A 26,385-nucleotide genomic window follows, 5' to 3' on the forward strand; every position below is an offset into this window, starting at 1 on the left:
AGAGAAAAAATGAGCGAATATTTATCAATTCAACACATTCAAAAACAGTTTGATGCATTTACAGCGTTAAAAGATATTTCTTTTACTGTGAAAAAAAATGAGTTTGTATGTTTATTAGGCCCAAGTGGTTGTGGGAAAACAACATTGCTTCGAATTTTAGCAGGGCTAGAAGAGGCGACAACAGGTAGTATAGCTGTGAATGGAAAAGATATTACAGCATTACCTCCTGGAAAGAGGAATTTCGGAATGGTGTTTCAATCCTATGCGTTATTTCCGAATTTAACAGCACTTGAAAACATTGAATACGGCTTAAAGACAAAAAAGTATGGAAAAGCAGAAGTAAAAGAGAAGGCGCTATCGGCGTTAGAACTAGTTGATTTACTGAATGTAAAAGATAAATATCCTGCTCAAATGTCTGGTGGACAACAGCAGCGAGTAGCACTTGCACGTGCACTCGCTCTGTCTCCGGATATTTTGTTACTCGATGAGCCGTTATCTGCTTTAGATGCAAAAGTACGTGAAAAGTTACGTAGAGAAATGCGTGATTTGCAAGAAAAAGTAGGAGTGACAACTATTATGGTCACGCATGATCAAGAAGAGGCATTAACGATGGCTGATAAAATTGTTGTAATGAATCATGCGGAAATTATGCAGATTGGCACACCAGAGGAGATTTACCAAAGACCAGCCAATCCGTTTGTGGCAGATTTTATTGGTTCTATTAATTTCTTTTCGAAAAATAACGAAGAACATGCAATTCGTCCTGAACATGTAACGATTGTACAAAATGATGGTATTAAAACGGTTGTGGAAAGTATGGAATTTCGTGGATCTGTATACCGGACAGAAGTGCGAGTTATAGATGAAAAAACGCATCTATATAATGAGAAAATCGTTGTAGATATATTGGCATCAGAAGTAGAAAAAACAGCTATTAGGAAAGGAAATCCGATTCAAATCTCTTTCTCAGAAAATCATATGTTGTCATATGGAAAGAAGGTTGTTGTATAGATGGAGATGTTAGAAGACTTAAAGGTAGAAAGTACGAAAAAAAAGATTAAGAGACGTATCGGTAAAGAAGAGTGGATACAAAGACTATTAATTATTGGTATGATTCTTGCTTTTTTGATTATGCTAGTATTGCCGCTATTACAATTGTTTACACAAGCTTTTTATGATAAAGATGGAGCTTTCATTGGTGTTGCGAATTTCAGTAAATATTTCACAACACCGACATTAGTTCAATCATTACAAAATACGGTATGGGTTTCGGGCGCGACAACAATTATTGCAGTAACACTTGCTTTTGCTTACGCCTATGCGATTGCTCGCACGAATGTGTTTGGGAAGCGTGTATTTCAATATGTCGCGTTGTTACCGCTATTCGCACCAACGATGATGCACGGTATTGCACTGACATATTTATTTGGTAATCAAGGATTAGTAACGAAAGGGATGTTTGGCTTGTTTGAAGGTATACAAATCCCTTTATATGGACCAGTAGGAATTGTAATGGCTGAAGTCATGTATACATTTCCGCAAGCCTTTCTTATATTATTAATTGCTTTCCAAGGCTCTGATTATCGTTTATATGAAGCTTCTAATATGTTGGGAGCGAGTAAAACAAAGCAATTTCTCACTGTTACTTTACCTAGTGTAAAGTACGGATTAATTAGTGCGATGTTCGTTGTGTTTACACTTAGTTTCACTGATTTTGGCGCACCAAAAATTGTTGGTGGGCAATATAATGTACTTGCTACTGATGTATACAAACAAGTAATTGGACAACAAAATATGCCGATGGGTGCAACTGTCGGAATGATTTTATTAATCCCGGCTATATTTGCATTTGCAGTTGATCGTATTACGCAAAGAAAGCAGGCGAATTTCTTATCTTCAAAAGCAGTGCCATATAGAATAACGGCTAATAAGAAAAGAGATGTAGTCTCATTCATATATTGTAGTGTGATTACACTTATGATTATTCTTTTATTTGTGGCAGTTGGTATTGCGGCAAGTGTGAAAGTATGGCCATATAATATGAGTTTTACATTTGAGCATTTTAATTTTTCGAGTTTAACAGGAGATGGACTTGAAGCATTTAAAAATAGTGTGATTGTCTCAGCAGTTACAGCAGTTATTGGGGCAATTTTAACATTTATGTTCGCATATGCGATTGAGAAAATGGATCAGCTAAAGTTTTTCCGAAAAACAGGCTACTTTTTCTCGATTGTCCCTTTAGCAATCCCAGGTTTAGTACTTGGATTGGGATACGTCTTTTTCTTTAGTCAACCAACGATTCAAATACTTGGACTTTCAGTAACGAATCCGTTTCATTCTTTATACGGAACAATTGCTGTGCTAGTACTAGTAAACATCATTCATTTTTATTCTGTAACATTCGTTACCGCAACGACTGCTTTAAAGAAATTAGACCGAGAGTTTGAGCTTGTTTCGCAGTCGATGGGCATTCCGTTTTATAAAACATTCTTTAGAGTAACAGTACCGATGTGTTTACCAGCAATTTTAGAAATGGTCATGTACTATTTCGTCAATTCGATGGTAACTGTGTCAGCGGTTGTATTCTTATACGCAGCTGATTTTAAACTAGCTGCCGTATCAATCGTAAATATGGATGATGCAGGAAATGTAGCGCCAGCAGCTGCAATGAGTGTACTTATTGTTGTTACAAATATTGTAGTAAGAGTTGTATATGAATGGGGAACGAAAGCACTTCGTAACCGAACTTCACAATGGCAAAAAAGATAAGTGAGAAGGGTGATGGATTGAATGAAAATAGAAGCAGTTATTTTTGATTGGGCAGGTACGACAGTTGATTACGGATGTTTTGCACCACTGGAAGTATTCATAAAAATTTTTCGTAAACGTGGTGTTAAAATTACAGATGAAGAAGCCCGTAAACCGATGGGATTATTAAAGATCGATCATGTAAGGGCACTAACAGAAATGCCTCGTATTGCGAATGAGTGGGAGCGTGTTTTCGGACATTTACCAACAGAAGCAGACATTCACGAGATGTATGAAGAGTTTGAAGAAATACTCTTTACTATTTTGCCACACTATGCCACGCCAATTGATGGGGTGAAAGAAGTGGTTGCTTCATTACGTAAAAGAGGCCTTAAAATTGGCTCAACAACTGGTTATACGAGAGAAATGATGGACATCGTTGCAAAAGAAGCAGAAATACAAGGATATAAACCTGATGTTCTTGTGACGCCAGATGATGTTTCAGCAGGCCGTCCGTACCCTTGGATGTGTTATAAAAATGCGATGGAACTTGGTGTGTATCCGATGAATCATATGATAAAAGTCGGGGACACAGTGTCAGATATGAAAGAGGGCAGAAATGCTGGTATGTGGACTGTGGGTGTAATTCTCGGTAGTAGTGAGCTCGGCTTAAGCGAGTGGGCAGCTGAAACTATGGATCCGGTAGAACTTCGTGAAAAAATGGAAGTAGTTCGAAAGCGTTTCGTTGAAAACGGGGCTCATTTTACAATTGAAACGATGCAGGGACTCGAAAACGTAATTGAACAGATTGAGAAACAAGAATTTATTATTTCATAAAAGGGGAATAGGATCATGACTGAAAATCACTACTTATTATTAACGCCAGGACCATTAACGACAACAAAAACAGTAAAAGAAGTTATGCTATACGATTGGTGTACGTGGGATGTTGAATATAACATGATGGTGCAACAGGTAAGAGCTAAACTTGTATCGTTAGCAACGAAGGAAGAAGAGAGATATACAACAGTATTAATGCAAGGAAGCGGTACTTTTTCAGTTGAAGCAGTAATCGGTTCTGTCATTCCAAAAAACGGAAAGATGCTTGTTTGTACAAATGGTGCGTATGGTAAGAGAATTGTACAAATGGCAGAGATGTTACATATAGATGTGGTGGTCAGTCAAACAGAAGAGTGGGAGCCTACTAATATTGTAGAAGTAGAAAAGATATTACAACAAGATAAAGAGATTACACATATTGCAGTTGTTCATTGTGAAACAACAACAGGTATTATCAATCCAATTGTAGATGTATGTAAATTAGGGAAGCAATACGGAAAAGTAACACTAGTTGATGCAATGAGTAGTTTTGGTGGTATTGAAATAGATATCGCTGAGTTGCAAATTGACTTTCTAATTAGTAGTGCGAATAAATGTATTCAAGGGGTTCCAGGGTTCGGATTTGTTATTGCAAAGCGCGATGAATTGTTGAAATGTAAAGGGCAGGCACGTTCATTATCTTTAGATTTATACGATCAATGGGAAACAATGGAAAATCAAAATGGGAAATGGCGTTTTACATCACCTACACATGTTGTACACGCTTTTTATCAAGCACTACTTGAATTAGAAAAAGAGGGCGGAGTAAAAGCACGTTACAATCGATATGATAACAATCAAAAACTATTAGTGAATCGAATGAGAGAAATCGGATTTAAGCCACTAGTAGATGAAAAATATCAATCGCCTATTATTACATCTTTCATTTATCCAGAAGAATGGTTTGATTTTGAGCAATTATACAATGAATTAAAGCGGGATGGATTTGTTATATATCCAGGTAAAATTTCAAAAGTAGATACATTCCGCATTGGAAATATCGGTGATGTACATGAGGCAGATATTCATCGCTTAGTTGATAGTATCGCTAAAGGAGTTGTTATAGGTTGAAAGTATTTTGCTTAGGTGGAGCAGGTAAAATTTGTCGTGAAGCAATTTTAGATTTAGTGCAATTTTCATCTTTTGAGACGATTACAGTAGCAGATTTTAACGAAGAAGAGGGGCTTAAAGTAGTAGAATGGCTCAACGATCCTCGCGTTGATTTTGTGAAAGTAGATGTAACGAATCATGAGGATACGGTTGCAAAAATGAAGGGCTATGACATTGTAATGGATGGTACAACAATTAAGTTAAATGGATTATCTACTCGATGTATTGCAGAAGCAGGTTGTCACGGTGTGAATTTAAATGGATTTGGTGAAGAAAATGATTCGCATTCTATATTTGTTCAAAACGGAAAAACATGTTTACCTGGGTTTGGTATGACGCCAGGTGTAACGCAAATGATGGCGATGCATGCAGCAAATCAGTTACATACTGTAGAGTCAGTTCGTGTAAGTCATGGTTCGTATCGTCCCATTGCTTTTTCTGCATCCATTACAGAAACAACGACATATGAATATGATCCACATTTGCCATCGCGTACAGTGTATGAAGATGGTGAGTTTAAGCAAGTGCCTCCGTTTGCGCGTCCAAGAGAAATTGAATTACCGGCGCCTTATGGTAAGACAACGCAGTATATCATACCGCATTCTGAAACGATTACGTTAGCAAAAGCATTAGAAAATAAAGGCGTTAAACTAATAGAGACGAGAGGAACTTGGCCAAAGCAAAATATGCAGCTCGTACGTGCATTGTATGATTACGGTATATTGCGTAATGATCCAGTTGAAATAAATGGAAAAGAAATCGGCATAATGGATTGTATTGCGAAGTATTTATTGCAATCGAAAGAAGGACAAGAAACAGAGATTTACGGTTATGCACTTCATGTAGAAGTAATAGGTATGAAAAATAATGAGAAACAAAGACGTGTATTATATCATACACACCCGTTATCTGATGGATCTGTTGTAGGATGGGAAAAATTAAGAGCTTATACGAGAAACGTCGGTATTCCATTTGGGATTGCTACAGAGCTAATCGCAAATGGGAATGTAAATAAAGTTGGTGTTGTGACACCCGAGGAAGCTTTTGTCAAACCACAAATTATTTTTGATGAACTAAAAAAGCGTGGTATTCATATTCACGAGGAAGTTTTCGTTGAAAAGGAAAGTTATAACTTTGTATAAGTAAGGCAGTGTATGAGGTAGAAATCAATGGGGTGAGGTTATGTCTGTAGTAGGTGAAGAAAGAAAGCGAACCATTCTTGAGAAGGTAGAGTTTAAAGGGAAGGTAAAAGTTTCAGAATTAGCGAGAGAGTTTGCTGTATCAACAGAGACGATTCGTCGTTATTTAGAAGAATTGGATCGTGAAAAGAAGTTGAAGAAAGTGTATGGTGGAGCCGTCCAACTTCCGGGAGCTGGAATAGAGGCACCAATGTTAGAACGAGAGATGCTACATATAGAAGAGAAGAAGCGAATTGGGTATAAAGCAGCAACATTTGTAGAAGATGGAGATGTTATTGCGATTGATGACGGAAGTACACCACTTCAAATGGTACCATATCTTGTACATCGTAAAAATTTAACGATTGTAACAAGTTCATTTCCAGTAGCGACACAATTAATTTCTTCTATTAATAAAAAGATGTTTCACGGTGAAGTTTTATTTATTGGTGGAAAAGTATCTCCAAAACATTCACGCGTATCAGGATCTATTTCGCAGCAAGTTATCCAGCAATTTCATTTTCATAAAGCATTTGTTTCGATTGATGGATTATTACCTGGTTTTGGAGTTTCTAGTTTTGAATTAGAAAAGGCGAAACTGTCAGAAGCGATGATGAAATTAGCAGAGAAAACATATATTTTATGTGATCATACAAAGGTAGGCGTAAAAGGAAATTACCGAATAGCAGCGTTTTCGCGCATTCAACATGTAATTTGTGATAAGAAAATGCCCTATAGTTTTGAAGAGGAAGTTAAAAGGCATAATATTCAATGGACAATTTGTTAAATACGTAGAACTCCCACCTGATTGTGAGGTGGGAGTTTTACTGCCTGCAAATAGCGGGATAAAAGATTTGTATTTATGCAAAAAAAGTGGACACATTTTCCCATCTCTTTCATATAATTTACCAATACAAAAAAAGTTGGTCGAAGGAAAGAAGGGGAAGTATGTCAGAACGGATATATAATAAACTTGTATTGTATGCAAATATTTTGCAAAAAATTGGTGTCATCAATGAGAAGGAGAAAAATGAAATTCTTCATACGATAGGTAAAAAAGCTCTTTGAATAAAGGGCTTTTATATTTTTTGCCTTTAAAAATATAAATTTAATGTAATATTCTCGTTGACATCGATAATGATATTCATTATCATTTATTTATGAGTAATTGATAATGTTTATCAATTATAAAGATTATATATGATAGGGGATATTATTTTGAAAAAAAATTATATGAAGGCGCTAGTAGTAGCGACAACATTAGCAATTCCATTTGCTGCATACTCTACTCCAGCGTTAGCAGCAATAAAAATTGAAGCAAACCAATCGGTAGCGGCAGCTAGTGAACGTACATACGATACTGAGATTAAAATATATAAGGATCAAAAAGACGAGCCATCTATGGTTTCTCAATATATAAAAGATCCTAAAGTAACGATTGCGGATGGGAAAAAAATTGTAACTGTAACAATGCAAGATAGCGATTATTTTCAATACCTTAGAATAGAGGATAAAAACCAACCTGGCGTATTTCATGATGTGAAAGTTTTGTCAGAAGATAAGAGGAAGAATGGAACGAAAGTAGTTCAATTTGAAATTGGCGAGTTTGAGAAGAAGCACAATATGCAAATGCATATACTTATTCCGGCTATTGGATATGATCACAAATATCAAGTTCAATTTGAAATTAAAGATCCAACTGTAGGTGACAAAGAAACAGAGAAACGAGATGATAACTCTAATTCAGGCAATATGGAGACGGATCATCCAGTTGATAATCAAAATATGATAACAGATAATAAATTAAGAGAGCTTGTTAATAAAAAGGTATTTAATAGAAAAGATTTAAATACACCAATCACGAAAGAAGAGTTATTACAAGTAAAGGACTTGTTTTTAAATACGAATGAGATACTGGATTATAGTGCATTAAAATATATGCCAAATTTAAAATCTTTAACAGTTGCGAATGCGAAGATAAAAGATCCATCATTCTTTACGAGCTTAAAACAATTGAAACATTTAGCTTTACGTGGTAATGAATTTTCAGATGTAACACCACTTGTTAAGATGGATAATTTAGATTCTCTTGATTTAAGTAATAATAAAATTACGAACGTTGCACCACTAATTGAGATGAAAAATGTAAAAAGTTTATATTTATCAGGTAACCAAATAGAAGATGTAACAGCGTTAGCGAAAATGGAACAACTAGATTACTTGAATTTAGCAAATAATAAAATTACGAATGTTGCGCCATTAAGCGCGTTGAAAAATGTAACATATTTAACTTTAGCAGGTAATCAAATTGAAGATATTAAACCGTTATATTCATTACCTTTAAAAGACTTAGTATTAACACGTAATAAAGTAAAAGATTTATCCGGTATTGAGCAAATGAAGCAATTAGAAGAATTGTGGATCGGGAAAAATGAAATAAAAGATGTTACTCCTCTAAGTAAGATGACACAGTTAAAACAATTACACTTACCTAACAATGAGTTAAAGGATATTACTCCATTATCAAGTCTAGTAAACTTACAAAAGCTTGATTTAGAAGCGAATTATATTTCAGACTTAACACCAGCTAGCAATTTGAAAAAGTTAGTATTCTTAAGTTTTGTTGCAAATGAAATTCGTGATGTTCGACCAGTTATAGAACTAAGTAAAACAGCCTATATCAATGTTCAAAATCAAAAAGTATTTTTAGAGGAAACAGAAGTAAATAAAGAAGTAAAAGTACCTATATACGAGAAAGATGGTAAAATCTCTACAAAAATTCGTTTAAAGAGCGAAGGTGGTACGTATAGTAATGATGCAGTTAAGTGGAGTACACCGGGTGAGAAAGTATATGAATTTGGTGTAAAAGATCCATTTGCGGATACAGGAATCTTCTTCACAGGATCTGTGATTCAAAATGTGGTAGAAAGTAAAGAAGATAACACTTCTAAAGAAGACAATAATTCTAAAGAAGATGAAAAAGTAGGAGTAGTAGAATTTAAAGATGTACCAAAAGGACATTGGTCAGAGGAAGCAATTCATTATTTAGCGAAAGAAAATATTTTTAAGGGATATGGAAATGGACAATTTGGATTTGGGGATCGTATTACTCGTGGACAAGTTGCGTCTTTAGTACAAAGGTATTTGAAATTAGAAAATAAAGTAGAGCAGAAAGAGAGATTTACAGATACGAAAGGACATATGTTTGAGCAAGATATTGCTACAGTTGCGCAAGCTGGAATTATGCAAGGAGATGGTACTGGGGAGTTTCGTCCAGATGGAGTATTAACTCGATACGAAATGTCTGTAGTATTATATAAAGTATTTCAGCTAAAAGAAGATGAAAATAATAAAGTGAACTTTAATGATGTACCAACTGGTCATTGGGCAGAAGAATATGTGAAAGCGTTAGCGGACAATAACATATCAAAAGGTGATGGAAAAGGAAACTTTTTAGGTGATGATTTTGTAACACGTGAACAATATGCACAGTTCTTATATAACGCAATAATGAAATAAAAGATGAGAAAATACGTTATTCTTTGATTGAAAAAGAATAACGTATTTTTTATGTATAAAATGAAATAGTCAATATACAGGAGTATAGACATATGAATAGCCCTTTTTAAAGGAGAGACGTGAAACTATATTGACAAAAAGGCGTTCTCATGTGATAATTCAATTAAATTTTTAGAATAATCAAAAAAATACTCCTTTTACATAGAAAGGATTCGAACATTATATAAATATTACGCCGGGGGTGACGAAATGTTATTTTTTCTAAAGAAATGGAATGAATTAAAAGATGTGAAATCTGAACTAGCACTTCGTGATTGGTTTTATGGTACAAAAATTAGCTTATCACTTTGTACGTCAAAAGAGCCGTTAACTTTTTTAGTAAATGTTGAAGGAAGAGATAAAGGGTTATTTTCAGAAGAAGATTTTATTGTTGTAAACTGTATGTGTGAACCAGTATTTGAAAATGAAGAAAAACCAGCTGCGGAATCATTTATGCATGCAGATATTTATAAAAAAAGTAGTGCAGAATGTATTTTACAAGTACAGACTGTAGATAGTCATTTAATATCAGAGTTGTATGGAGAAAAAGGGGAAGTAACATTCGATAAACGTAGCGTGGAACGTGTTTTTGGAAAAGAAGGTATAACAGAAATGACAATTCCCATTGTAGAAGATGAGAAAAAATTCGCAGATTTATTAGAGAATAATGTGCCGAATTTTATTGAAGGTGGAGGAGTAGTTCTCGTTCATAATTATGGCATGATTGTGTGGGGAAAAACTCCAGAATACGCGAAAAAATGGTTGGAGGGTATAGAATATTTAATGAACTACCATGTAAAATTGTTAATGATAAAAGGTGCAAAGAGCTCTGTTATATGAAATGTTTGTGATGTCGTTACAAGTCAATAAGTAAATGAAAGCGTTTTAAAAATAATTTTACTCATAAAATATAGGTCTCCTTATTATATATAGATTACATGTTGACATGTAAGGAGGAACATATTTTGCGAGTTAAATATCATTTTCTGCCAAAACAGCAAGTAACATTTTGCAAAATGAACGATTCAGGTAAGAAGGCTCTGCAAATTATGAATGAAACGGGATTTCGAGCAATCCCTGTATTAGCAGAAGATGAAAAGAAATTCATGGGGATTATTTATAAAGTGGATCTTTTAGAAAAGAAGTGTAATGGTGGATTAGAGGAATTAAGTACGGAACATATGTTGGAAGATTCCACTGCATTTATTTTTGAAAAGGACTCTTTTTTCAGAGCATTTTATGTTATTCGTCGTTTGCCGTTTTTAGCTGTATTAAATGATTATAATGAATTTGTTGGCATCTTAACTCATTCCAATATATTTGATGTTATTGAGGATTCATTTGGTATGCGGACGGGTGGTTATATATTAACAATTGCAACACAAGATTGTAAGGGAACGATTAAAGAACTTGGGACATTGTTGAAAGCATTTCATATCGGTGGACTATTTACGCTAGATAACGGCGATCAATATATTCGCCGCGTTATTGTCAATATAACAGATGAGTTAAATGAAAAAAGATTAAAGCAATTAATCGAAAAAATAGAGAAAAAAGGATTCAGGGTGAGTCATGTAGATTATATTTAAGATGAAAAGGAAAGGGAGCAATTTGCTATATGCAGATTGCTCTCTTTTTTAGTTTGAGTCATGAATCTTATTTTGAAACAGGAGGCGGAGATAATGCTAAATCGGATAAAAAAATAAAATCTGCATGTTCACGAATTTTAGGAATAGAGGTTTCTATAACACGTGATGTAATTTCACCTGGAGGCCCAACATGTCCGATAGCTACCATAATCGGTTTTTCTTGAAGTTTTTTAATGAGTAATTGGGCTTGTTTTGAAATATGTGCCGCTGTGTACACGTCATCAAAAAATAATTGATTTTCAATAATTGGTACTCCTAATTCTTTCCCGATTTTTGGGACGACACTCTTAGGATTTGTTTTGCTATCTAAATAAAATAAACCGTGTTTTTTACAAGCTGCGAGTATAAGTCGTACAATTCTTTCGTCTGCAGTCACCTTTGATCCCATATGATTATTCATCCCAATTGCATGTGGTACTTCTTGAATCGCTTGTTCGAGTCGATTATTTATTTCTTCGTCGCTTAAATCAGTTGTAATTGCTTTTGGTCCAAGCCATTCTTTTTTACCTTTAATCGGTTCCATTGGCATATGTATAATAACTTCGTGTCCTTTCTTATGAGCCGCTATCGCATCTTCCTTTGTGGAAGGAAGAAAAGGCATAACAGCAACAGTTAGTGGAATAGGAAGTGATAACATTTTATCAGTTCCTTTCATATTATTGCCGAAGTCATCAATGACAATAGCTACTTTATTTGTATGGGCCTTGGTCTCAATAGGAAACAAGAAGGCTGGTAAAAACATAGTCAAAATAAGCAATGCAATCGTATATTTGCGCATATAACTATTTCCTTTCTATATTATCAATCACCATTATGGTTTGCGTTTTTATATAAATTAAACAAAAAATGTCGAAGAAAAGTATATGGAAAATAGGGAATCCGCTATTTAATTGGTGTTTGTAAAAAAAGGAGATAAAAAAATTGTCTATTATTGCGAATGTATTTACAAAGATAGAATAATTTGTAATAATTCTCAAAGTGAGGGTAAAGATTTGTAAATTACAGGGAGAAAATGTTTAATTTTCTGATTCTTCAAATTCAAATATGATAAGCAGTTAAAAGTTCAATGGAGAAGTGAAGTAGAGAGCATGGAAGTATAATAAGGGGGATATGAATGTTTACTGTAAAAAGGAAGTACACATTAGAAAAGCTTTCACGTGATATTCATATGAAACGTGAAGAGATGATTCAATTAGGTTTAACGAGTGGGTTAAATAGTACGGAGACGATTCAAGTTAGTCAAGAATTGGACAAGCTTATTTTACAGTACCAGTGTTATAAAGAAAAACAAACACCAAAATGGTTATCAATTATAAAGGTACCTATTTTTCAAATTGGGTATGAAGGAAAATCAAGTAATTTTTGGCGAATGCTTGTGGCTGGTTTTATGAAATAAGTATAATTACCCTTTAGGGATAAGGATAATTATACTATGTGTAACGGAATTTCGATATGAACTGTCGTTCCTTCGTTTTCTATACTGTTAATAAAAATATGCCCGTTGTACATCTCTATAATTCGTTTACATATGACAAGTCCAAGACCTGTTCCAGTATCTTTATTAGTAAAGAACGGATGAAAGAGGTGTTTTTGAATATGTTTTGGAATCCCTTTTCCAGTATCTATAATTTGCAATTGTGCGTGTGTTTCATTGTTTGTTACGAAAATAGTTAGTGTATCGCCAAAAGTCATAGCTTCAATTGCATTTTTTGTAATGTTTAAAACCACTTGTTTCATATGGTCTTTCGAGCATCGGATATGAACAGGACGGTCTGGCAAATGTAAATGGAATACAATATTATGTAGATTCGCCTCAGATTGAATAATTAATGCTACCTCATTTAGAATGGTTCTCACATCATATGTTTGTTCAATGATTGCAGTTGGCTTTCCCAGAATAAGAAATTCACTTACAATTTCATTAATTCGTTCTATTTCTTGTTCGATGATGGAAAAATAGAACTGATCTTGTTCATCTTTATATTTCTCTTTTAATAGAGCGACGAGCCCTTTAATTCCGGTAAGTGGATTACGGATTTCGTGGGCGGTACTAGCTGCAAAAGTTCCAACTAATTCAATTTTTTGTAGTTCATTTTGTTGTCTTTCTAGTTTTGTTTGTCGTTTTAACAACATATATTGAGCGAGTAAAAATAAAATTGACATTAAAAATAAAGTAGCTATACATTCTACGGCAACCCACTGATTTAAAGTTTTTTGATGAATAGGTAACGGAGAAACAGAGACCTTCCAATCTAATCTTTGGAGTGGAGTAGTAAGCATATTAGAATGTGCATCACTTGTTTCGTTATTATCATCGGTTAGAAAAACTACATCATACTTATCAGTTACTTCAAAATGGTATTGTGGCTTAATGGCATTTAAAGATGATGAAATGTAGTCAAAGCGTAAACTTGCTAACAATAAGCCTGAGAGCTCCTTCTGTTTATTAAAAATGGGGGAAGCAATCATAATAGCTTGATGGCCAAGAACACGATCTGTAATGACGGATGATACAGTTGTTTTCTTAGTTTGTAATGCGTTTTGAATATATTTACGATCTGAGACATCAACAGGTGGTCGGTCACCTTCCGATGCGATTGTAATGATACCTTCTGGTGTAGCGTAATATAGACCAGAAAAACGTGCATCGTTTCCATCTGTATCATGTACAATTTCTTTCATCCCATTAATATTTCCAGTCTCGGTTCCTACGACCTTTGTGAGCATTTCTAGGGCAGAAATTGCTTCGCCAAGGTGGTGATCTAAATAGTCTCTATATAAAAAGAGAACCGTATGGGCAACTTGTTTATTTTCTTGTTTCATTTTATACGAATGATATGAATAAAATGTAGCACCAATCCCTGTTGTTGGTAGGATAACAAGCAATATATATAAAACTATGCTGTGGAATTTGAATTTCAAATTTGGTACTCCTTCTTTTTTATTATCATTATATATAAACTATGTTAAAATTGTCATATTTTTATTCAAGAATCATTCATAATATATTTGGGGGAGAGATAATGAATGAGTGAATACTCATTCGGAATTTATATGAAGTACTATTTTGTTCTTTTTATTACTGAGAATTTAAATGAAGGGTTGAAAGTTGTATGACATCAAATAATGAACGAGAAGATATTTCTCAATCTTTAAAAGTATTTATTGCATTATCTCGTGTACATCGTTCTGTTATGGATACGACAAATAAGTCTATACAAAGTAACGGTTTAAATCCAACTGAGTTTGCTGTATTAGAACTGCTATATCATAAAGGCGGTCAACCACTTCAGCAAATTGGTGAGCGTATTTTAATAGCTAGTGGCAGCATTACATATGTTGTAGATAAGTTAGAGAAAAAGGGACTAGTAAAGAGAATTCCATGCCCGAATGACCGACGTGTTATTTATGCACAATTAACTGAATCTGGAGAGAACTTTATTTCTTCTATTTTTCCAGGGCATGAGCAAGTTATTCATCAGTCTTTTGAAATGTTAACGAAAGAGGAAAAGGACGAATTACTGGATCTATTAAAAAAGATTGGAAAGTATGAAAAGTAATAATATGTTCCAAAGGAGCTTTGGATAAAGAAATCCAAAGCTTTTTTGTTTACATGTAATGATGGCAGTATATGCCGTATTTTGTTGAAGAATAAGAGGAGATTTGGAAGTAAGTATTGAATTATAGTAAAGGATGCATTTAATGGAGAGGAGGCTCGTTCATGTCATTTAAAGACTATGAATATAAAAGGCCAAATATTGAAGAATTAAAAGAGAAGTTTACAGCTGCTTTAGAGAGGTTTGATAACGCAAAAACTGTAGAGGAACAAAAACAAGTCATTCATTCAATTAACGAAATTCGTAACGATTTTGGTACAATGGGGAATCTTTGTTACATTCGTCATTCTGTTGATACAACAGATGCTTTTTATAAGAAAGAGCAAGATTTCTTTGATGAATTCTCTCCAGTTGTACAAGGATATGGTACAAAATATTATAATGCGTTAATTCATTCTCCATTCCGTGAAGAATTAGAAGCGTATTATGGGAAGCAATTATTTGCTCTTGCGGAGTGTGATTTAAAAACATATTCTGATGAAGTCGTGAAGGATTTACAATTAGAGAATAAATTGTCTTCACAATATACACAATTATTAGCATCTGCAAAAATTGATTTTGCAGGAGAAGAAAGAACTTTATCACAGCTTATTCCATTTATGCAAGGGAAAGAGAGAAGTGAACGTAAAGCAGCAAGTGAGGCGTATTACGGATTTTTAGCTGAGAATGAAGAAGAGTTAGATCGTATTTATGACGAGCTTGTTAAAGTGAGAACGAAAATCGCCAAATCTTTAGGTTTCAAAAACTTTGTTGAACTTGGATATGCAAGAATGTACCGTACAGATTATAATGCGGAAATGGTAGCAAATTATCGTCAGCAAGTGCTAGATTATATCGTTCCCGTTACAACGGAATTAAGAAAACGTCAACAAGCACGTATCGGTGTAGAGAAGTTAGCATATTACGACGAAAACTTTGAATTCCCTACAGGTAACCCAACTCCAAAAGGAGATGCGGATTGGATTGTTAATCATGGAAAAACGATGTATAAAGAGTTATCGGCTGAAACAGATGAATTTTTCAATTTCATGTTAGATAATGATTTATTAGATTTAGTTGCGAAAAAAGGAAAAGCTGGCGGTGGATATTGTACATATATTGAGAATTATAAAGCGCCGTTTATCTTCTCGAATTTTAACGGAACGTCTGGTGATATTGACGTATTAACACATGAAGCAGGCCATGCTTTCCAAGTATACGAAAGTCGTAAATTTGAAATTCCAGAATATAATTGGCCAACATATGAAGCGTGTGAAATTCACTCTATGAGTATGGAATTCTTCACATGGCCATGGATGAAGTTATTCTTTGAAGAAGATGCAGATAAATATTACTTCTCTCACTTAAGTTCAGCACTTCTGTTTTTACCGTATGGTGTATCTGTTGATGAATATCAACATTATGTATATGAAAACCCTGAAGCATCACCAGAAGATCGTAAGACAGCATGGCGTAATATAGAGAAAAAGTATTTACCGCATCGTGATTATGAAGATAATGATTATTTAGAGCGCGGTGGATTCTGGCAACGTCAAGGACATATTTATAGCTCGCCGTTCTACTATATTGACTACACGTTAGCACAAATTTGTGCACTGCAATTTTGGAAACGTGCAAGAGATAATAGACAAGAGGCGTGGGAAGATTATGTGAATCTGTGCCAACAAGGTGGAAGTAAATCATTCTTGGAATTAGTAGAAGTTGCCAATTTAACATCACCATTTACTGAAGGCTGTGTGAAAAGTGTTATTACAGAAATTGAAGCATGGCTACAAGCAATTGACGACACAAAATTGTAAAAAACATGCGCTTTTTTTCACATGTTTAACATCGACATAATGAGAAAATGATGAGATAATAAAAGAAAATTCAGAATACTAAAGAGGTGTTTCTAATAAGGAGCGCCTCTTTTCACCAACAAAAGGGGGGAAAGAAGTATGCTTCAATCTAATATGGATGTGAGTTTAGAAAGTTTAGTGAACTCATTACAGTCTACCCGAAGCACGCTATTGTCAGAAATTGAAATGTTAAATGATACAGAAGTGAATGTAAAGCCACGTCGTGATAAATGGAGTATTATTCAAATTTTGCATCACTTGCATTTAGTTGAACAATCTGTCACGTCTGCCCTTGTATATGCCTTACAAAAAAATGAAAGAAACACGACTCCATTTAAAGACCTCCAACTTACGCTGGATCGCACACATAAACGAGAAGCTCCTCAGCAAATGAAACCAACAGAAACGCTAATGAAAAAACAGCAAGGAATCCAATTACTAGAACATTCACGACAAGAATTATTACATGCGCTTCATAGCGTTATAGATGAAAAAGACCTATTTGAAAATGGGTTAAAGCATCCTGTTTTTAATGATCTGAATTTATATCAGTGGGTTCAATTTCTTGATTTGCATGAACAAAGACATCTTACGCAGTTAAAAGAAGCGAAACACGCAATTTTACAGCGATAATTAGGAAGAAGTGGGAGACCACTTCTTTTTCATATGTGCATAGTTTTTCTTCTTATTTTGGAATACTACAGAGAGAAAGAAAAGAAGGAGTTGAAAAGTATGTCCAATAAAAAGAAAGAAGAAGAGCGCGCTTGGAAAGCACGTAAAGAAAATCAAAAACCACATGGAAAAGTGAAAGCTTTTGCTGAATTAGTTGAAGGAACAGAAAAAACGTGATGAGTATTTCATCACGTTTTTTGTATGAGTGGAAAAGTTAATAAGAAAGTTGTACCTGTACCTTTTTCACTTATAATATCAATTTTTCCGTTCATAGCTTGCACAACACTGAATACGACCATCATTCCAAGACCAGTACCTTTTTCTTTTGTTGAATAGAAAGGGGATCCAAGACGTTTTACTTGTTCTTGATCCATACCAACTCCTGTATCTTTTATATATAATTGAATATGTTTATGATCAGGAACTAATGTGAAATAAAGATCACCGCCTTTTGGCATGGCCTCAATGCAGTTTTTTAAAATATTTAACAAACATTGATTTAGTTTTTGTTTTTCTCCCGCGATAAAAAAAGAAGTACTTTGCTTTATATAATGTGTACGCACATTTGTTAAATTAGCAAGCGGTGTAATTAACGATAATGCATGCAGTAGTTCTTCTTCTAACTGTAATGTTTGTTCTTTTTCAATACTTGGTTTTGCAAAGGTTAAATAATCTGTAAGAACGTGATTTGCTTGTTCGATTCCGTTGATGGCTATGTCAATATATAATTTTCGCTCTTGCTCAGTGCATGTACCTGACTGCAAAAGTTGTAAAAATCCTTTTGTTGAAGTTAACGGATTGCGAATCTCATGAGAGATGGACGCTGCCATTTCGCCAATTAAATGAAATTTTTCAGCATTCATAAGTTCGTTTTGGAGACGAACTTGAGTTTGTAATATGTGTAGTAAATATAAAATAAGAATCGTACCAAGTATCGTACATAACTCATACACAATAATATGTGGTATATAATCAGTCTTATTTGTAACCTTTGAAAGGAAGAAAGGTATCCAACTCAATCCGTATGTGAGACTGTATATAATAGCGAGTATTATTTTTATACGATTAGAAGTTCGATTGAAAAATTTATATGTAAATAGTAGAACAATAAATAGAAGGATAGAACCGATAAGCGATGGGAAAACACCTATTCCTCCTAATAAGAAGCGATATATATTTAATACAACTAATATTGATCCACCAGCAATAGGACCTCCGGTTAATGTACCGACAACTAATACGATATGACGCATATCAAATTGAAATCCATAATTTGTTTTTGCTGCGAAAGTGATACATAGTATAGTAACGAGGCAGCATAATACAATAAATATAGCTGAATTTAATTTAGGAGAGCGTTTCCCTTTTTGATTCCAAAATAAATGGTATACGAGCATTGTAACAAGGATGAATAATATATTTAGAAAGAGATAAATAATAAAGGATTTCAGTGGGATGCCTCCTCTCTTCTTATAGTAAATTAATCATACTATAAAATGAAAGAAATGAAATGAGAAATAGCGGAAAAATCAGAAATTTTTTCTGGTAGTATACAATATGTTACAATAAGCTTTGTCAATGAAAGAAGGAATTCCGTGCAATGCACGGGAGAGGTTCGCGAACTCCCTCTATAAAAAACTATGGAAACAACAATATCTTTAGGTATTGTTTTGTTTTTTTATTGTGACAGTTCAAGAACGTTCTTTCTTCTTATTCGTAGTAGAGAAGGAGAATGAGTGAAATGAAAAAAGAAAAGGCAGTTGTTGTTTTTAGTGGAGGACAAGATAGTACGACATGTTTATTTTGGGCAATGGAGCAGTTTGCAGAAGTAGAGGCTGTAACGTTTAATTACAATCAACGTCATAAGTTAGAAATTGATTGTGCAGCGGAAATTGCAAAAGAGCTAGGAATTAAACATACAGTACTAGATATGAGTCTATTAAATCAACTTGCTCCAAATGCGTTAACGAGAACGGATATGGAGATTACACATGAAGAAGGGGAATTACCATCGACGTTTGTAGATGGACGAAATTTACTATTCTTATCATTTGCTGCTGTATTAGCAAAACAAGTTGGAGCACGTCATATTGTAACGGGTGTATGTGAAACTGATTTTAGTGGTTATCCAGATTGCCGTGACGTGTTTGTGAAATCGTTAAACGTTACTTTAAATTTATCCATGGATTATCCGTTTGTGATTCATACACCACTTATGTGGATTGATAAAGCGGAAACATGGAAATTATCAGATGAACTTGGAGCATTCGAGTTTGTTCGAGAAAAAACATTAACATGTTATAACGGAATCATTGGTGATGGTTGCGGTGAATGTCCAGCATGTCAACTTCGTAAAGCAGGATTAGATACGTACCTACAAGAACGCGAAGGAGCGAGTAACTAATGGATAATTTCTTTGGATTTCGCATCGTAGAAAATTTGCAAAAAATGGACAAGGATATTCAGCGTAAACAGCTCAAATATCATAATAAACGAGTAATGGTCAGCAAGGAATTTACATTTGATGCAGCACACCATTTACACTGTTATGAAGGGAAATGTAAAAACTTACATGGTCACACATATAAAGTTGTATTTGGGATTAGTGGATATGTAAATGAAATCGGTCTTGCAATTGACTTTGGAGATATAAAAGAAATTTGGAAGAATGAAATAGAAATTTATTTAGATCATCGTTATTTAAACGAAACGTTACCAGCGATGAATACAACTGCTGAAAATATGGTCGTTTGGATTTATGAAAAGATGGCAGAAGCGTTAACAAAAGATAATCGTGTGAATGAATATAAAGGAGCTCGTGTTGAATTTGTTCGTCTATTTGAGACTCCGACTAGTTATGCAGAAGTAAGACGGGAGTGGATGCTCGATGAGTAAAATCCCTGTCTTAGAAATATTTGGTCCGACTATTCAAGGTGAAGGAATGGTTGTAGGACAAAAGACGATGTTTATCCGTACAGCTGGCTGTGATTATAGCTGCGCTTGGTGTGATTCTGCTTTTACGTGGGATGGATCGGCTAAAGATCAAATTAGACAGATGACAGCAGAAGACGTTTGGAATGAGCTTGTAGAAATTGGCGGCGAAAATTTTTCTCATGTTACGATTTCAGGTGGAAATCCGGTATTGTTGAAAAATATTGAGTTTCTTCTTTCTATATTAAAAGAGAATGGAATGCGAACGGCAATCGAAACGCAAGGGAGCAAATGGCAAGATTGGTTACTTGAAATTGATGAAATAACGATTTCTCCGAAGCCGCCAAGCTCGACGATGAATACTGATTTTCAGAAGTTAGATGATGTAATTCAGAAGCTAGCAGGAAAAGATATTAGCTTAAAGGTAGTAGTATTTGACGATTATGATTTTGAGTATGCAGTTAAGATGCACGAACGTTATCCAGAGGTACCATTTTTCTTACAAGTAGGAAATGATGATACAAAAACTGTGGATGATGCGATGTTGATTAAAAAGCTATTAGATAAGTATGAGTGGCTTATTGAAAAAGCGGTTAACTGCAAAGAAATGAATAATGCAAAAGTATTGCCGCAGCTTCATGCGTTAGTATGGGGAAATAAACGCGGAGTATAATGAGAAGGGATGTTTAAAATGGCAGGAAGATTAGATGAAGATTTAAAAGATGTAACATTATTAGGAAATCAAAATACAAAATATTTATTTGAATATAGCCCAGAAATTTTAGAGGTTTTTGATAATAATCATCCAAACCGTGATTATTTTGTAAAATTCAATTGTCCTGAATTTACAAGCTTATGTCCGAAAACAGGCCAACCGGATTTTGCAACAATTTATATTAGCTACATTCCAGAACAAAGAATGGTAGAGAGTAAATCTTTAAAACTATATTTATTTAGTTTCCGCAATCATGGTGACTTCCACGAAGATTGTATGAACGTTATTATGAATGACTTAATTAAATTAATGGATCCACGTTACATCGAGGTATGGGGTAAATTCACACCACGTGGAGGGATTTCAATTGATCCTTACTGTAACTACGGTCGCCCAGGAACAAAGTATGAACAAATGGCTGACTACCGCATGATGAACCATGATTTATATCCAGAAACAATTGATAATCGTTAATATATAATAGAAAGAAAGGATCTGTATGTTATACAGATCCTTTCTTTCTATTATATTATGCATTTTGATTAATGACAGTATAGTTTTTATGACTAACAACTGTAAGAGGTTCCATATCTAGTTCTCTAAAATTCTCCATAATTGTTATATCTACAATAACAGAGTTTTGATTTACTTTTTGAACACGGCCTTGCATTCCACCTTTAAATTCAATGATATCTCCAGTTTCTGCGATCTGCATAAGCAACTCTCCTTGTTACAGTTTTTCCAAAAAAGAATAATTTGGGATTTTTTATTTTCCTTTATTTTGAACTATGTTTCCTGTTTTGTAAATGTTTTCAAAGTAAAAATTCAAAAAATATTCACTTTTTGTAAGAAAATATGTAGAAAAGCCATGTTTTTTGAGAAGAAATAGGAGAAATGCAAAAATCTTTATATAGAGTTATAATAAAGAAATACAATAACCTATTAAAGTGGGAGAAATTAGAGGCGGTAAAATGATGTTTGAATTTGTGGGGAGTGTTATAGCATTAATTTTATTTGTATTTTCTTATATACATTTAAAAAAGATTCGTCATCATGAAACGACTACATATTTTGATGGGATGGATGGTATACATGCTGGGGTCACACATGAGAGTGGCGGGGATATGTAAAGGTGTATAACTTTCTTTTTTTGCGTGGTATGATATGTAAAAATAGTACATAATAGAGTTCGTAAGTGATGAATGGAGAGTGGAAAGAATGAAGATTTCTTTTATTCGTCATGGTCGCTTAAATCGTACTATAGAACCAATGACGGTTACATCCTTTCATGAATGGATGAAAGGATATGACTTACATACTATAACAGAAAAAGCACCTATACCAATGGAAACAAGAGAAGTGGTTGAGGCAGCAAAATTGATTGTATCAAGTGATCAACGGTGTGCTGTACAATCAGCAGCTGAATTAGTGGATTCTTTATCTTTTATCCAAAATTCTCTTTTTAGGGAAGCTGAAATTCCGACGAGTTTTTATGCTCCAAAATGGTTGAAGTGTAAACCTAACGTATGGATGTTTATCGGACGAACAGTATGGATACTTGGTTACCATAAAGATGTTGAGTCTTATAAGGAAGCAAGAGAAAGGGCAAAGCAGGCGGCTTACGTATTACACCGTTACGCTCTCGTACATGGAAGTATTGCTCTTGTAGGTCATAATTATGTGAATGGAATGATTGGTGCCGAACTGAGAGCGATGGGATGGTCTGGTTCTCCTATCTTGCACAGAGAGCCATGGGGATGTACAACATATACGTTTCATGAGGCGATGAATGGAAATGTATTAAATACGAATTTAACATAAAAGCACACGATTTATATAAATCGTGTGCTTTTTTTAAGATATAGAAATTTTGATGTTTAATGGTTTTACGAGATGTGCATAAGGTTCGCCTACAAGCATAACGATTTGATCTTTTTTATAACCTAGTTTTTCGTATAGTGAATAGGCACGTTTGTTTTCTAAATTAACAAGTAATGCGATTTTTTCATACTCCTTTTCAGTTGCATGTATTTCAGCAGCTTCAATTAATTTAGAACCAATTCCTTTTCCGCCATATACACTTGAAACGGATAAAGTATCAATGTAATATTCATCAAGCTCGGCTTCTTTTTCTAACGTAATCGATTCATCTTTATGTAATTCTCTTAAGTGATGTACGATTGGTGCATCAAGCATTGTTGCTTCACTACCGTGATAAGCGACAATAACTCCAACTGCATCCCCGTCTTGTTCATATACAAAACAGTTTTCATAGCTCAGTCGATTTTTCTCTTTTGAGAACCATGTTTCAAGTCCTAGTAATACTTCTGTCTCAACTGTGCTACCTGTGATTTTTTCAGCAATTTCGTGCAGAGCGTTATACAATAAAGGTGCTACCAGTTTCGCATCTGTCTTTTTTGCTTTCCGAATCATAGTATCCCTCCTAGTTCTATTTATATATTGTAGCATAGTGGTATGGAACTTTGCATAATTGAATGTCGAAATGTTTGATATAGAGAAGTAGCTATGTTAGTATATGATATTTAGTGGACATATAATTAAGAGATATCTTTTGAAAAATAATGAAAATGAAATGAAGGTATAGCATCTGGATAATTTTACAGTTGTTGACCTATAGAATATAAGTTAAAATAAAATATTGCATAGAGGTGAAATACATGGATAAAGAATTAGCAAATACAATTTTGGATCAGCTGAAAAATGGTGAAATAAAGGAGTATGTTGTTACGAAAGATGTATTTTATACGTTCAGAGAAGTTTTAGTAAATCGAGAAGACTTTAAACATTTCATTGGTAACGCACAGCGCGGCGGACAGGTCATTTATACATACTCAGAAACGCCACGTTCGTAACTAGAAGAATATAGGGAGGAGACTTATGGGCGATTTTAAACAAGGCATATTACCGCATTGGGATTATATGTGGAAAGATAGAGCCGGCAACCGATTTATGGGAATGGTCATGTATCCAGAGAAAAGAAAGTGTTCGACAAAAATGCTTCAGAAAATAAAAAGAGCATATGAAGAGGCTGTAGAAATTAAAATAACTGTACAAGTTCAACATACGTATCAGTACATAGAAGGAATGATTGTATACTTTGATGAAGAAGCTCCTGTATGTACAATGATTGATAAAGATGAAAATCCACATCATATATTTGTAAAAGATATTGTGCGTATTGAGCACTCTGCATAATCTTTTCATAAATAAGCTGCATTTCCATAATAATAATCTTTTTCTATAATAGTTATCTTTTAGTATGTAACGCGAATCGAAAGTATATGTATAATATTTAATAAAGTAAAATTGATAAATGTAATCGTTTTTTAGAACAGATTATCGTTTCATGTCTGTTCTTTTTTGCGTGATGCTGGAGAAATATATTCCTCCAGCATTTGCCGTTTTATGACAAAATATATTGTTAACTTTTTTAAAAATAAGGTTAAATTCGTTGACAACTTTTTTGAAAAGCACTTTATTGACATGAGTTTTAGAATGTTGTTTCATAGTCATTGTATTGAAAAAAATCGACGGTCTTGTCGAAAAGTAAAAGTTAAAAAAAGAAAGAATTTATACATATATCTTGTGTCTTATTTTGAAACGTAATACAATATATAGAGAAATCAAGAAACAACATACAGAGAGTATAGATTGAAAAGGGAGGGTCGGAAATGTTAGTTGCATATGATTCTATGACAGGAAACGTGAAGCGTTTCATTCACAAATTAAATATGCCGGCCGTTCAAATTGGTGAAGATCTAGTAATAGATGAAGACTTTATTTTAATTACGTATACAACAGGTTTTGGCAATGTACCAGAACGTGTTTTAGAATTTTTAGAGCGCAATAATGAAAAATTAAAAGGCGTATCTGCAAGCGGCAATCGTAACTGGGGAGACATGTTCGGTGCAAGTGCTGACAAAATTTCTGCTAAATATGAAGTGCCTATTGTATCAAAATTTGAGTTATCAGGAACAAATAACGATGTAGAATATTTTAAGGAAAGGGTGCGGGAGATTGCGACACATTGAACTGAATAATGAAATCACGCAAATGCAGGACGGTTTTTATCAGCTTCATAAAGATAAAGAGGCATTAGAAGTCTTTATGGAAGAAGCTAGAGAGAATACCGTTCATTTTAATAGCGTGGCAGAGCGAATGGAGTATATGAAAGAACATGATTACTATTACAACGTTCTGGACGAGTATAACTTGGAGGAAGTAGAAGAGGTATATAACATCGCTTATGGTGAAAACTTCGAGTTCCAATCTTATATGGCAGCATCTAAGTTCTACAAAGATTATGCGTTAAAAACAAATGATCAAAAACAATACTTAGAAAGCTATGAAGATCGTGTAGCAATTGTGTCATTATACTTAGGACGCGGTGATGTTGCGAAGGCAAAACAATTCGCAAGCATGATTGTCAAACAAAACTACCAACCAGCGACACCAACCTTTTTAAATGCGGGAAGAAGCAGAAGAGGAGAAATGGTGTCTTGTTTCTTGTTAGAGATGGATGATAGCTTAAATTCAATCGGCTTTAACATTAATACTGCAATGCAATTATCAAAAATCGGTGGTGGAGTAGCTTTAAACTTATCTAAGCTACGCGCACGCGGTGAGCAAATTAAAGGTATCGACAACGCTGCAAGTGGTGTAGTACCTGTTATGAAATTACTTGAAGATTCGTTTTCATATGCGAATCAACTTGGCCAACGAAAAGGTGCTGGCGCAGTATACTTAAACATTTTCCATTGGGATATTATTGAATTCCTTGATACAAAAAAAATAAATGCCGATGAGAAGAGCCGTATTCAGTCTCTATCAATCGGAATTATCGTTCCAAGTAAGTTCTTTGAGCTTGCTGAGAAAAACGAACCTTTCCATGTTTTCGCGCCTTATACGGTGTATAAAGAATACGGAAAGCATTTAGATGACATTGATATCGATGAAATGTACGATGAATTAATGAGCAATCCGAAAGTGAAGAAGAAGCCGCTAGATATTAGTGCACGTGATATGCTTATTAAAATTGCTATGATCCAGCTTGAGTCTGGTTATCCGTACTTAATGTTTAAATCAAATGCAAATAACCAACATCCATTGAAGGATATTGGAACTGTGAAGATGTCGAACTTGTGTTAAATATGTAGCACCTTCTAGTAGAAATGCTAGTCGAAAACTCCGTTAAACGGGGAAAGCCTCAAATTTGAGGTAACCTACCGTGCTAAATCTTATCTTAGAATGAAAATATAAAAGTTCAGAATGTATCTTATTATTTTGTATAGCAGAGTTATGGGACAACATAAAGTAATAAGAGACTTTCTGAAAGATTAAGATAAGTAAAAGCCTAACGACTATCCCTTATGGGAGTAGAGCGCAAGCGATTGGCGTTCGAAAAGCGGAGCACCTAATCAGGTAATGCTGTAGGTGATGATATAGTCTGTCCTGTATGGTGACATACAG

The 26,385-nt window shown here is 34.3% G+C and carries 28 protein-coding genes, 1 pseudogene and 1 riboswitch; of the genes and pseudogenes, 24 read left to right on the forward strand and 5 right to left on the reverse strand.

Annotated features, from left to right (window positions below; translation table 11 throughout):
* The first annotated feature begins 9 nt into the window (after positions 1–9).
* The 9 genes from NLJ82_RS06895 (at position 10) to cbpA (ending at position 11,062) form a co-directional block, all read left to right on the forward strand.
* Positions 10–1,011 (forward strand): putative 2-aminoethylphosphonate ABC transporter ATP-binding protein, encoded by a 1,002-nt coding sequence (locus NLJ82_RS06895; protein ID WP_000006183.1) that lies wholly within the window; start codon positions 10–12, stop codon positions 1,009–1,011.
* Positions 1,012–2,769 (forward strand): putative 2-aminoethylphosphonate ABC transporter permease subunit, encoded by a 1,758-nt coding sequence (locus NLJ82_RS06900; RefSeq protein WP_000425422.1) that lies wholly within the window; start codon positions 1,012–1,014, stop codon positions 2,767–2,769.
* Positions 2,770–2,790: 21 nt separating this feature from the next.
* Positions 2,791–3,585 carry a phosphonoacetaldehyde hydrolase gene (gene phnX, locus NLJ82_RS06905; protein WP_000687359.1) on the forward strand — a complete coding sequence of 265 codons (795 nt, stop codon included), beginning with the start codon at positions 2,791–2,793 and terminating at the stop codon, positions 3,583–3,585.
* A 15-nt stretch (positions 3,586–3,600) separates the two neighbouring features.
* Positions 3,601–4,698, forward strand: a complete 1,098-nt coding sequence (gene phnW / locus NLJ82_RS06910; protein WP_000138245.1) for a 2-aminoethylphosphonate--pyruvate transaminase — start codon at positions 3,601–3,603, stop codon at positions 4,696–4,698.
* Positions 4,695–5,879 (forward strand): saccharopine dehydrogenase family protein, encoded by a 1,185-nt coding sequence (locus NLJ82_RS06915; RefSeq protein ID WP_000862149.1) that lies wholly within the window; start codon positions 4,695–4,697, stop codon positions 5,877–5,879. Before phnW ends, NLJ82_RS06915 begins: the two co-directional genes overlap by 4 nt.
* Positions 5,880–5,919: 40 nt before the next feature.
* Positions 5,920–6,702, forward strand: a complete 783-nt coding sequence (locus NLJ82_RS06920; RefSeq protein WP_000117662.1) for a DeoR/GlpR family DNA-binding transcription regulator — start codon at positions 5,920–5,922, stop codon at positions 6,700–6,702.
* Between the two features lie 413 nt (positions 6,703–7,115).
* Positions 7,116–9,434, forward strand: coding sequence for an NEAT domain-containing leucine-rich repeat protein (locus NLJ82_RS06925; protein WP_079993962.1), 2,319 nt, complete (start codon positions 7,116–7,118; stop codon positions 9,432–9,434).
* 249 nt (positions 9,435–9,683) lie between these two features.
* Positions 9,684–10,313 (forward strand): class II aldolase/adducin family protein, encoded by a 630-nt coding sequence (locus NLJ82_RS06930; protein ID WP_000895995.1) that lies wholly within the window; start codon positions 9,684–9,686, stop codon positions 10,311–10,313.
* Between the two features lie 125 nt (positions 10,314–10,438).
* Positions 10,439–11,062 (forward strand): cyclic di-AMP binding protein CbpA, encoded by a 624-nt coding sequence (cbpA, locus tag NLJ82_RS06935; RefSeq protein WP_001264219.1) that lies wholly within the window; start codon positions 10,439–10,441, stop codon positions 11,060–11,062.
* 67 nt (positions 11,063–11,129) lie between these two features.
* On the opposite strand, the gene NLJ82_RS06940 is transcribed toward cbpA, so the two are convergent.
* Positions 11,130–11,900 (reverse strand): divergent polysaccharide deacetylase family protein, encoded by a 771-nt coding sequence (locus tag NLJ82_RS06940; RefSeq protein WP_001234122.1) that lies wholly within the window; start codon positions 11,898–11,900, stop codon positions 11,130–11,132.
* A 336-nt stretch (positions 11,901–12,236) separates the two neighbouring features.
* Here NLJ82_RS06940 and NLJ82_RS06945 point away from each other — a divergent pair, with 336 nt between their 5' ends.
* Positions 12,237–12,518: an aspartyl-phosphate phosphatase Spo0E family protein gene (locus NLJ82_RS06945; RefSeq protein ID WP_000495540.1), complete on the forward strand. Its 282-nt coding sequence runs from the start codon at positions 12,237–12,239 to the stop codon at positions 12,516–12,518.
* Between the two features lie 29 nt (positions 12,519–12,547).
* Here the strand turns inward: NLJ82_RS06945 and NLJ82_RS06950 are convergent, their stop codons facing one another.
* Positions 12,548–14,044, reverse strand: a complete 1,497-nt coding sequence (locus NLJ82_RS06950; protein ID WP_000669149.1) for a sensor histidine kinase — start codon at positions 14,042–14,044, stop codon at positions 12,548–12,550.
* A 191-nt stretch (positions 14,045–14,235) separates the two neighbouring features.
* Between NLJ82_RS06950 and NLJ82_RS06955 the strand changes: the two genes are divergently transcribed.
* From NLJ82_RS06955 to NLJ82_RS06970, 4 genes are all read left to right on the forward strand, one after another.
* A complete protein-coding gene (locus NLJ82_RS06955; protein ID WP_000203341.1) occupies positions 14,236–14,682 on the forward strand; it encodes a MarR family winged helix-turn-helix transcriptional regulator in 447 nt (148 codons plus the stop codon).
* Positions 14,683–14,843: 161 nt separating this feature from the next.
* A complete protein-coding gene (locus tag NLJ82_RS06960) occupies positions 14,844–16,538 on the forward strand; it encodes a M3 family oligoendopeptidase (RefSeq protein WP_000008563.1) in 1,695 nt (564 codons plus the stop codon).
* 138 nt (positions 16,539–16,676) lie between these two features.
* A complete protein-coding gene (locus NLJ82_RS06965) occupies positions 16,677–17,210 on the forward strand; it encodes a DinB family protein (RefSeq protein ID WP_000941973.1) in 534 nt (177 codons plus the stop codon).
* Between the two features lie 99 nt (positions 17,211–17,309).
* Positions 17,310–17,426 (forward strand): DUF6254 family protein, encoded by a 117-nt coding sequence (locus NLJ82_RS06970; protein WP_000066280.1) that lies wholly within the window; start codon positions 17,310–17,312, stop codon positions 17,424–17,426.
* A gap of 11 nt (positions 17,427–17,437) precedes the next feature.
* Here the strand turns inward: NLJ82_RS06970 and kinB are convergent, their stop codons facing one another.
* Positions 17,438–18,646, reverse strand: coding sequence for a sporulation sensor histidine kinase KinB (gene kinB, locus NLJ82_RS06975; RefSeq protein ID WP_001993722.1), 1,209 nt, complete (start codon positions 18,644–18,646; stop codon positions 17,438–17,440).
* 207 nt (positions 18,647–18,853) lie between these two features.
* Positions 18,854–18,897: riboswitch (PreQ1 riboswitch) on the forward strand.
* Between the two features lie 93 nt (positions 18,898–18,990).
* On the opposite strand from kinB, the gene queC reads away from it, so the two are divergent.
* The 4 genes from queC to queF are packed head-to-tail and all read left to right on the forward strand — an operon-like array spanning position 18,991 to position 21,369.
* Positions 18,991–19,653 (forward strand): 7-cyano-7-deazaguanine synthase QueC, encoded by a 663-nt coding sequence (queC, locus tag NLJ82_RS06980; RefSeq protein ID WP_000711607.1) that lies wholly within the window; start codon positions 18,991–18,993, stop codon positions 19,651–19,653.
* Positions 19,653–20,144 carry a 6-carboxytetrahydropterin synthase QueD gene (gene queD, locus NLJ82_RS06985; RefSeq protein ID WP_000368413.1) on the forward strand — a complete coding sequence of 164 codons (492 nt, stop codon included), beginning with the start codon at positions 19,653–19,655 and terminating at the stop codon, positions 20,142–20,144. The genes queC and queD overlap by 1 nt, the downstream gene beginning before the upstream one ends.
* The gene (queE, locus tag NLJ82_RS06990; RefSeq protein WP_000036284.1) at positions 20,137–20,853 is read left to right on the forward strand and encodes a 7-carboxy-7-deazaguanine synthase QueE; all 717 of its coding nucleotides are present in this window, start codon (positions 20,137–20,139) and stop codon (positions 20,851–20,853) included. The genes queD and queE overlap by 8 nt, the downstream gene beginning before the upstream one ends.
* A gap of 18 nt (positions 20,854–20,871) precedes the next feature.
* Positions 20,872–21,369 carry a preQ(1) synthase gene (gene queF / locus NLJ82_RS06995; RefSeq protein ID WP_000918895.1) on the forward strand — a complete coding sequence of 166 codons (498 nt, stop codon included), beginning with the start codon at positions 20,872–20,874 and terminating at the stop codon, positions 21,367–21,369.
* A gap of 55 nt (positions 21,370–21,424) precedes the next feature.
* On the opposite strand, the gene NLJ82_RS07000 is transcribed toward queF, so the two are convergent.
* Complete coding sequence (locus NLJ82_RS07000) at positions 21,425–21,610, reverse strand: YkvS family protein (protein WP_001165081.1); 186 nt, start codon at positions 21,608–21,610, stop codon at positions 21,425–21,427.
* Between the two features lie 232 nt (positions 21,611–21,842).
* On the opposite strand from NLJ82_RS07000, the gene NLJ82_RS07005 reads away from it, so the two are divergent.
* Both NLJ82_RS07005 and NLJ82_RS07010 read left to right on the forward strand, forming a co-directional pair.
* Positions 21,843–22,025: a hypothetical protein gene (locus NLJ82_RS07005; protein ID WP_001997014.1), complete on the forward strand. Its 183-nt coding sequence runs from the start codon at positions 21,843–21,845 to the stop codon at positions 22,023–22,025.
* 88 nt (positions 22,026–22,113) lie between these two features.
* The gene (locus tag NLJ82_RS07010) at positions 22,114–22,716 is read left to right on the forward strand and encodes a histidine phosphatase family protein (RefSeq protein WP_000703126.1); all 603 of its coding nucleotides are present in this window, start codon (positions 22,114–22,116) and stop codon (positions 22,714–22,716) included.
* 33 nt (positions 22,717–22,749) lie between these two features.
* Here the strand turns inward: NLJ82_RS07010 and NLJ82_RS07015 are convergent, their stop codons facing one another.
* Positions 22,750–23,328: a GNAT family N-acetyltransferase gene (locus NLJ82_RS07015; RefSeq protein WP_000619530.1), complete on the reverse strand. Its 579-nt coding sequence runs from the start codon at positions 23,326–23,328 to the stop codon at positions 22,750–22,752.
* A gap of 245 nt (positions 23,329–23,573) precedes the next feature.
* Between NLJ82_RS07015 and ykzS the strand changes: the two genes are divergently transcribed.
* The 4 genes and pseudogenes from ykzS to NLJ82_RS07035 all read left to right on the forward strand — a co-directional run.
* Complete coding sequence (gene ykzS / locus NLJ82_RS07020; protein WP_000356683.1) at positions 23,574–23,768, forward strand: protein YkzS; 195 nt, start codon at positions 23,574–23,576, stop codon at positions 23,766–23,768.
* A gap of 25 nt (positions 23,769–23,793) precedes the next feature.
* The gene (locus NLJ82_RS07025) at positions 23,794–24,111 is read left to right on the forward strand and encodes a hypothetical protein (protein WP_000502210.1); all 318 of its coding nucleotides are present in this window, start codon (positions 23,794–23,796) and stop codon (positions 24,109–24,111) included.
* Positions 24,112–24,587: 476 nt separating this feature from the next.
* Entirely contained in the window at positions 24,588–24,947 is a 360-nt protein-coding gene (gene nrdI, locus NLJ82_RS07030) for a class Ib ribonucleoside-diphosphate reductase assembly flavoprotein NrdI (RefSeq protein ID WP_000959450.1), read from the forward strand.
* A pseudogene (locus NLJ82_RS07035) lies at positions 24,934–26,061 on the forward strand (ribonucleotide reductase barrel domain-containing protein); the annotation flags it as partial. The gene nrdI and the pseudogene NLJ82_RS07035, both read left to right, overlap by 14 nt.
* Positions 26,062–26,385 lie beyond the last annotated feature (324 nt).

The sequence above is a fragment of the Bacillus paranthracis genome (genome assembly GCF_024296885.1).
GTDB classification, from domain to species: domain Bacteria; phylum Bacillota; class Bacilli; order Bacillales; family Bacillaceae_G; genus Bacillus_A; species Bacillus_A paranthracis.

What these genes read in the sequence shown, in the direction of transcription:
- NLJ82_RS06895 (WP_000006183.1), top strand. Translation starts at nt 10, where the DNA reads ATGAGCGAATATTTATCAATTCAACACATTCAAAAACAGTTTGATGCA.
- NLJ82_RS06900 (WP_000425422.1), top strand. Translation starts at nt 1,012, where the DNA reads ATGGAGATGTTAGAAGACTTAAAGGTAGAAAGTACGAAAAAAAAGATT.
- phnX (WP_000687359.1), top strand. Translation starts at nt 2,791, where the DNA reads ATGAAAATAGAAGCAGTTATTTTTGATTGGGCAGGTACGACAGTTGAT.
- phnW (WP_000138245.1), top strand. Translation starts at nt 3,601, where the DNA reads ATGACTGAAAATCACTACTTATTATTAACGCCAGGACCATTAACGACA.
- NLJ82_RS06920 (WP_000117662.1), top strand. Translation starts at nt 5,920, where the DNA reads ATGTCTGTAGTAGGTGAAGAAAGAAAGCGAACCATTCTTGAGAAGGTA.
- NLJ82_RS06925 (WP_079993962.1), top strand. Translation starts at nt 7,116, where the DNA reads ATGATAGGGGATATTATTTTGAAAAAAAATTATATGAAGGCGCTAGTA.
- NLJ82_RS06930 (WP_000895995.1), top strand. Translation starts at nt 9,684, where the DNA reads ATGTTATTTTTTCTAAAGAAATGGAATGAATTAAAAGATGTGAAATCT.
- NLJ82_RS06940 (WP_001234122.1), bottom strand. Translation starts at nt 11,900, where the DNA reads ATGCGCAAATATACGATTGCATTGCTTATTTTGACTATGTTTTTACCA.
- NLJ82_RS06945 (WP_000495540.1), top strand. Translation starts at nt 12,237, where the DNA reads ATGTTTACTGTAAAAAGGAAGTACACATTAGAAAAGCTTTCACGTGAT.
- NLJ82_RS06955 (WP_000203341.1), top strand. Translation starts at nt 14,236, where the DNA reads ATGACATCAAATAATGAACGAGAAGATATTTCTCAATCTTTAAAAGTA.
- NLJ82_RS06960 (WP_000008563.1), top strand. Translation starts at nt 14,844, where the DNA reads ATGTCATTTAAAGACTATGAATATAAAAGGCCAAATATTGAAGAATTA.
- NLJ82_RS06965 (WP_000941973.1), top strand. Translation starts at nt 16,677, where the DNA reads ATGCTTCAATCTAATATGGATGTGAGTTTAGAAAGTTTAGTGAACTCA.
- NLJ82_RS06970 (WP_000066280.1), top strand. Translation starts at nt 17,310, where the DNA reads ATGTCCAATAAAAAGAAAGAAGAAGAGCGCGCTTGGAAAGCACGTAAA.
- kinB (WP_001993722.1), bottom strand. Translation starts at nt 18,646, where the DNA reads ATGCTCGTATACCATTTATTTTGGAATCAAAAAGGGAAACGCTCTCCT.
- queC (WP_000711607.1), top strand. Translation starts at nt 18,991, where the DNA reads ATGAAAAAAGAAAAGGCAGTTGTTGTTTTTAGTGGAGGACAAGATAGT.
- queD (WP_000368413.1), top strand. Translation starts at nt 19,653, where the DNA reads ATGGATAATTTCTTTGGATTTCGCATCGTAGAAAATTTGCAAAAAATG.
- queE (WP_000036284.1), top strand. Translation starts at nt 20,137, where the DNA reads ATGAGTAAAATCCCTGTCTTAGAAATATTTGGTCCGACTATTCAAGGT.
- queF (WP_000918895.1), top strand. Translation starts at nt 20,872, where the DNA reads ATGGCAGGAAGATTAGATGAAGATTTAAAAGATGTAACATTATTAGGA.
- NLJ82_RS07000 (WP_001165081.1), bottom strand. Translation starts at nt 21,610, where the DNA reads ATGCAGATCGCAGAAACTGGAGATATCATTGAATTTAAAGGTGGAATG.
- NLJ82_RS07010 (WP_000703126.1), top strand. Translation starts at nt 22,114, where the DNA reads ATGAAGATTTCTTTTATTCGTCATGGTCGCTTAAATCGTACTATAGAA.
- NLJ82_RS07015 (WP_000619530.1), bottom strand. Translation starts at nt 23,328, where the DNA reads ATGATTCGGAAAGCAAAAAAGACAGATGCGAAACTGGTAGCACCTTTA.
- ykzS (WP_000356683.1), top strand. Translation starts at nt 23,574, where the DNA reads ATGGATAAAGAATTAGCAAATACAATTTTGGATCAGCTGAAAAATGGT.
- NLJ82_RS07025 (WP_000502210.1), top strand. Translation starts at nt 23,794, where the DNA reads ATGGGCGATTTTAAACAAGGCATATTACCGCATTGGGATTATATGTGG.
- nrdI (WP_000959450.1), top strand. Translation starts at nt 24,588, where the DNA reads ATGTTAGTTGCATATGATTCTATGACAGGAAACGTGAAGCGTTTCATT.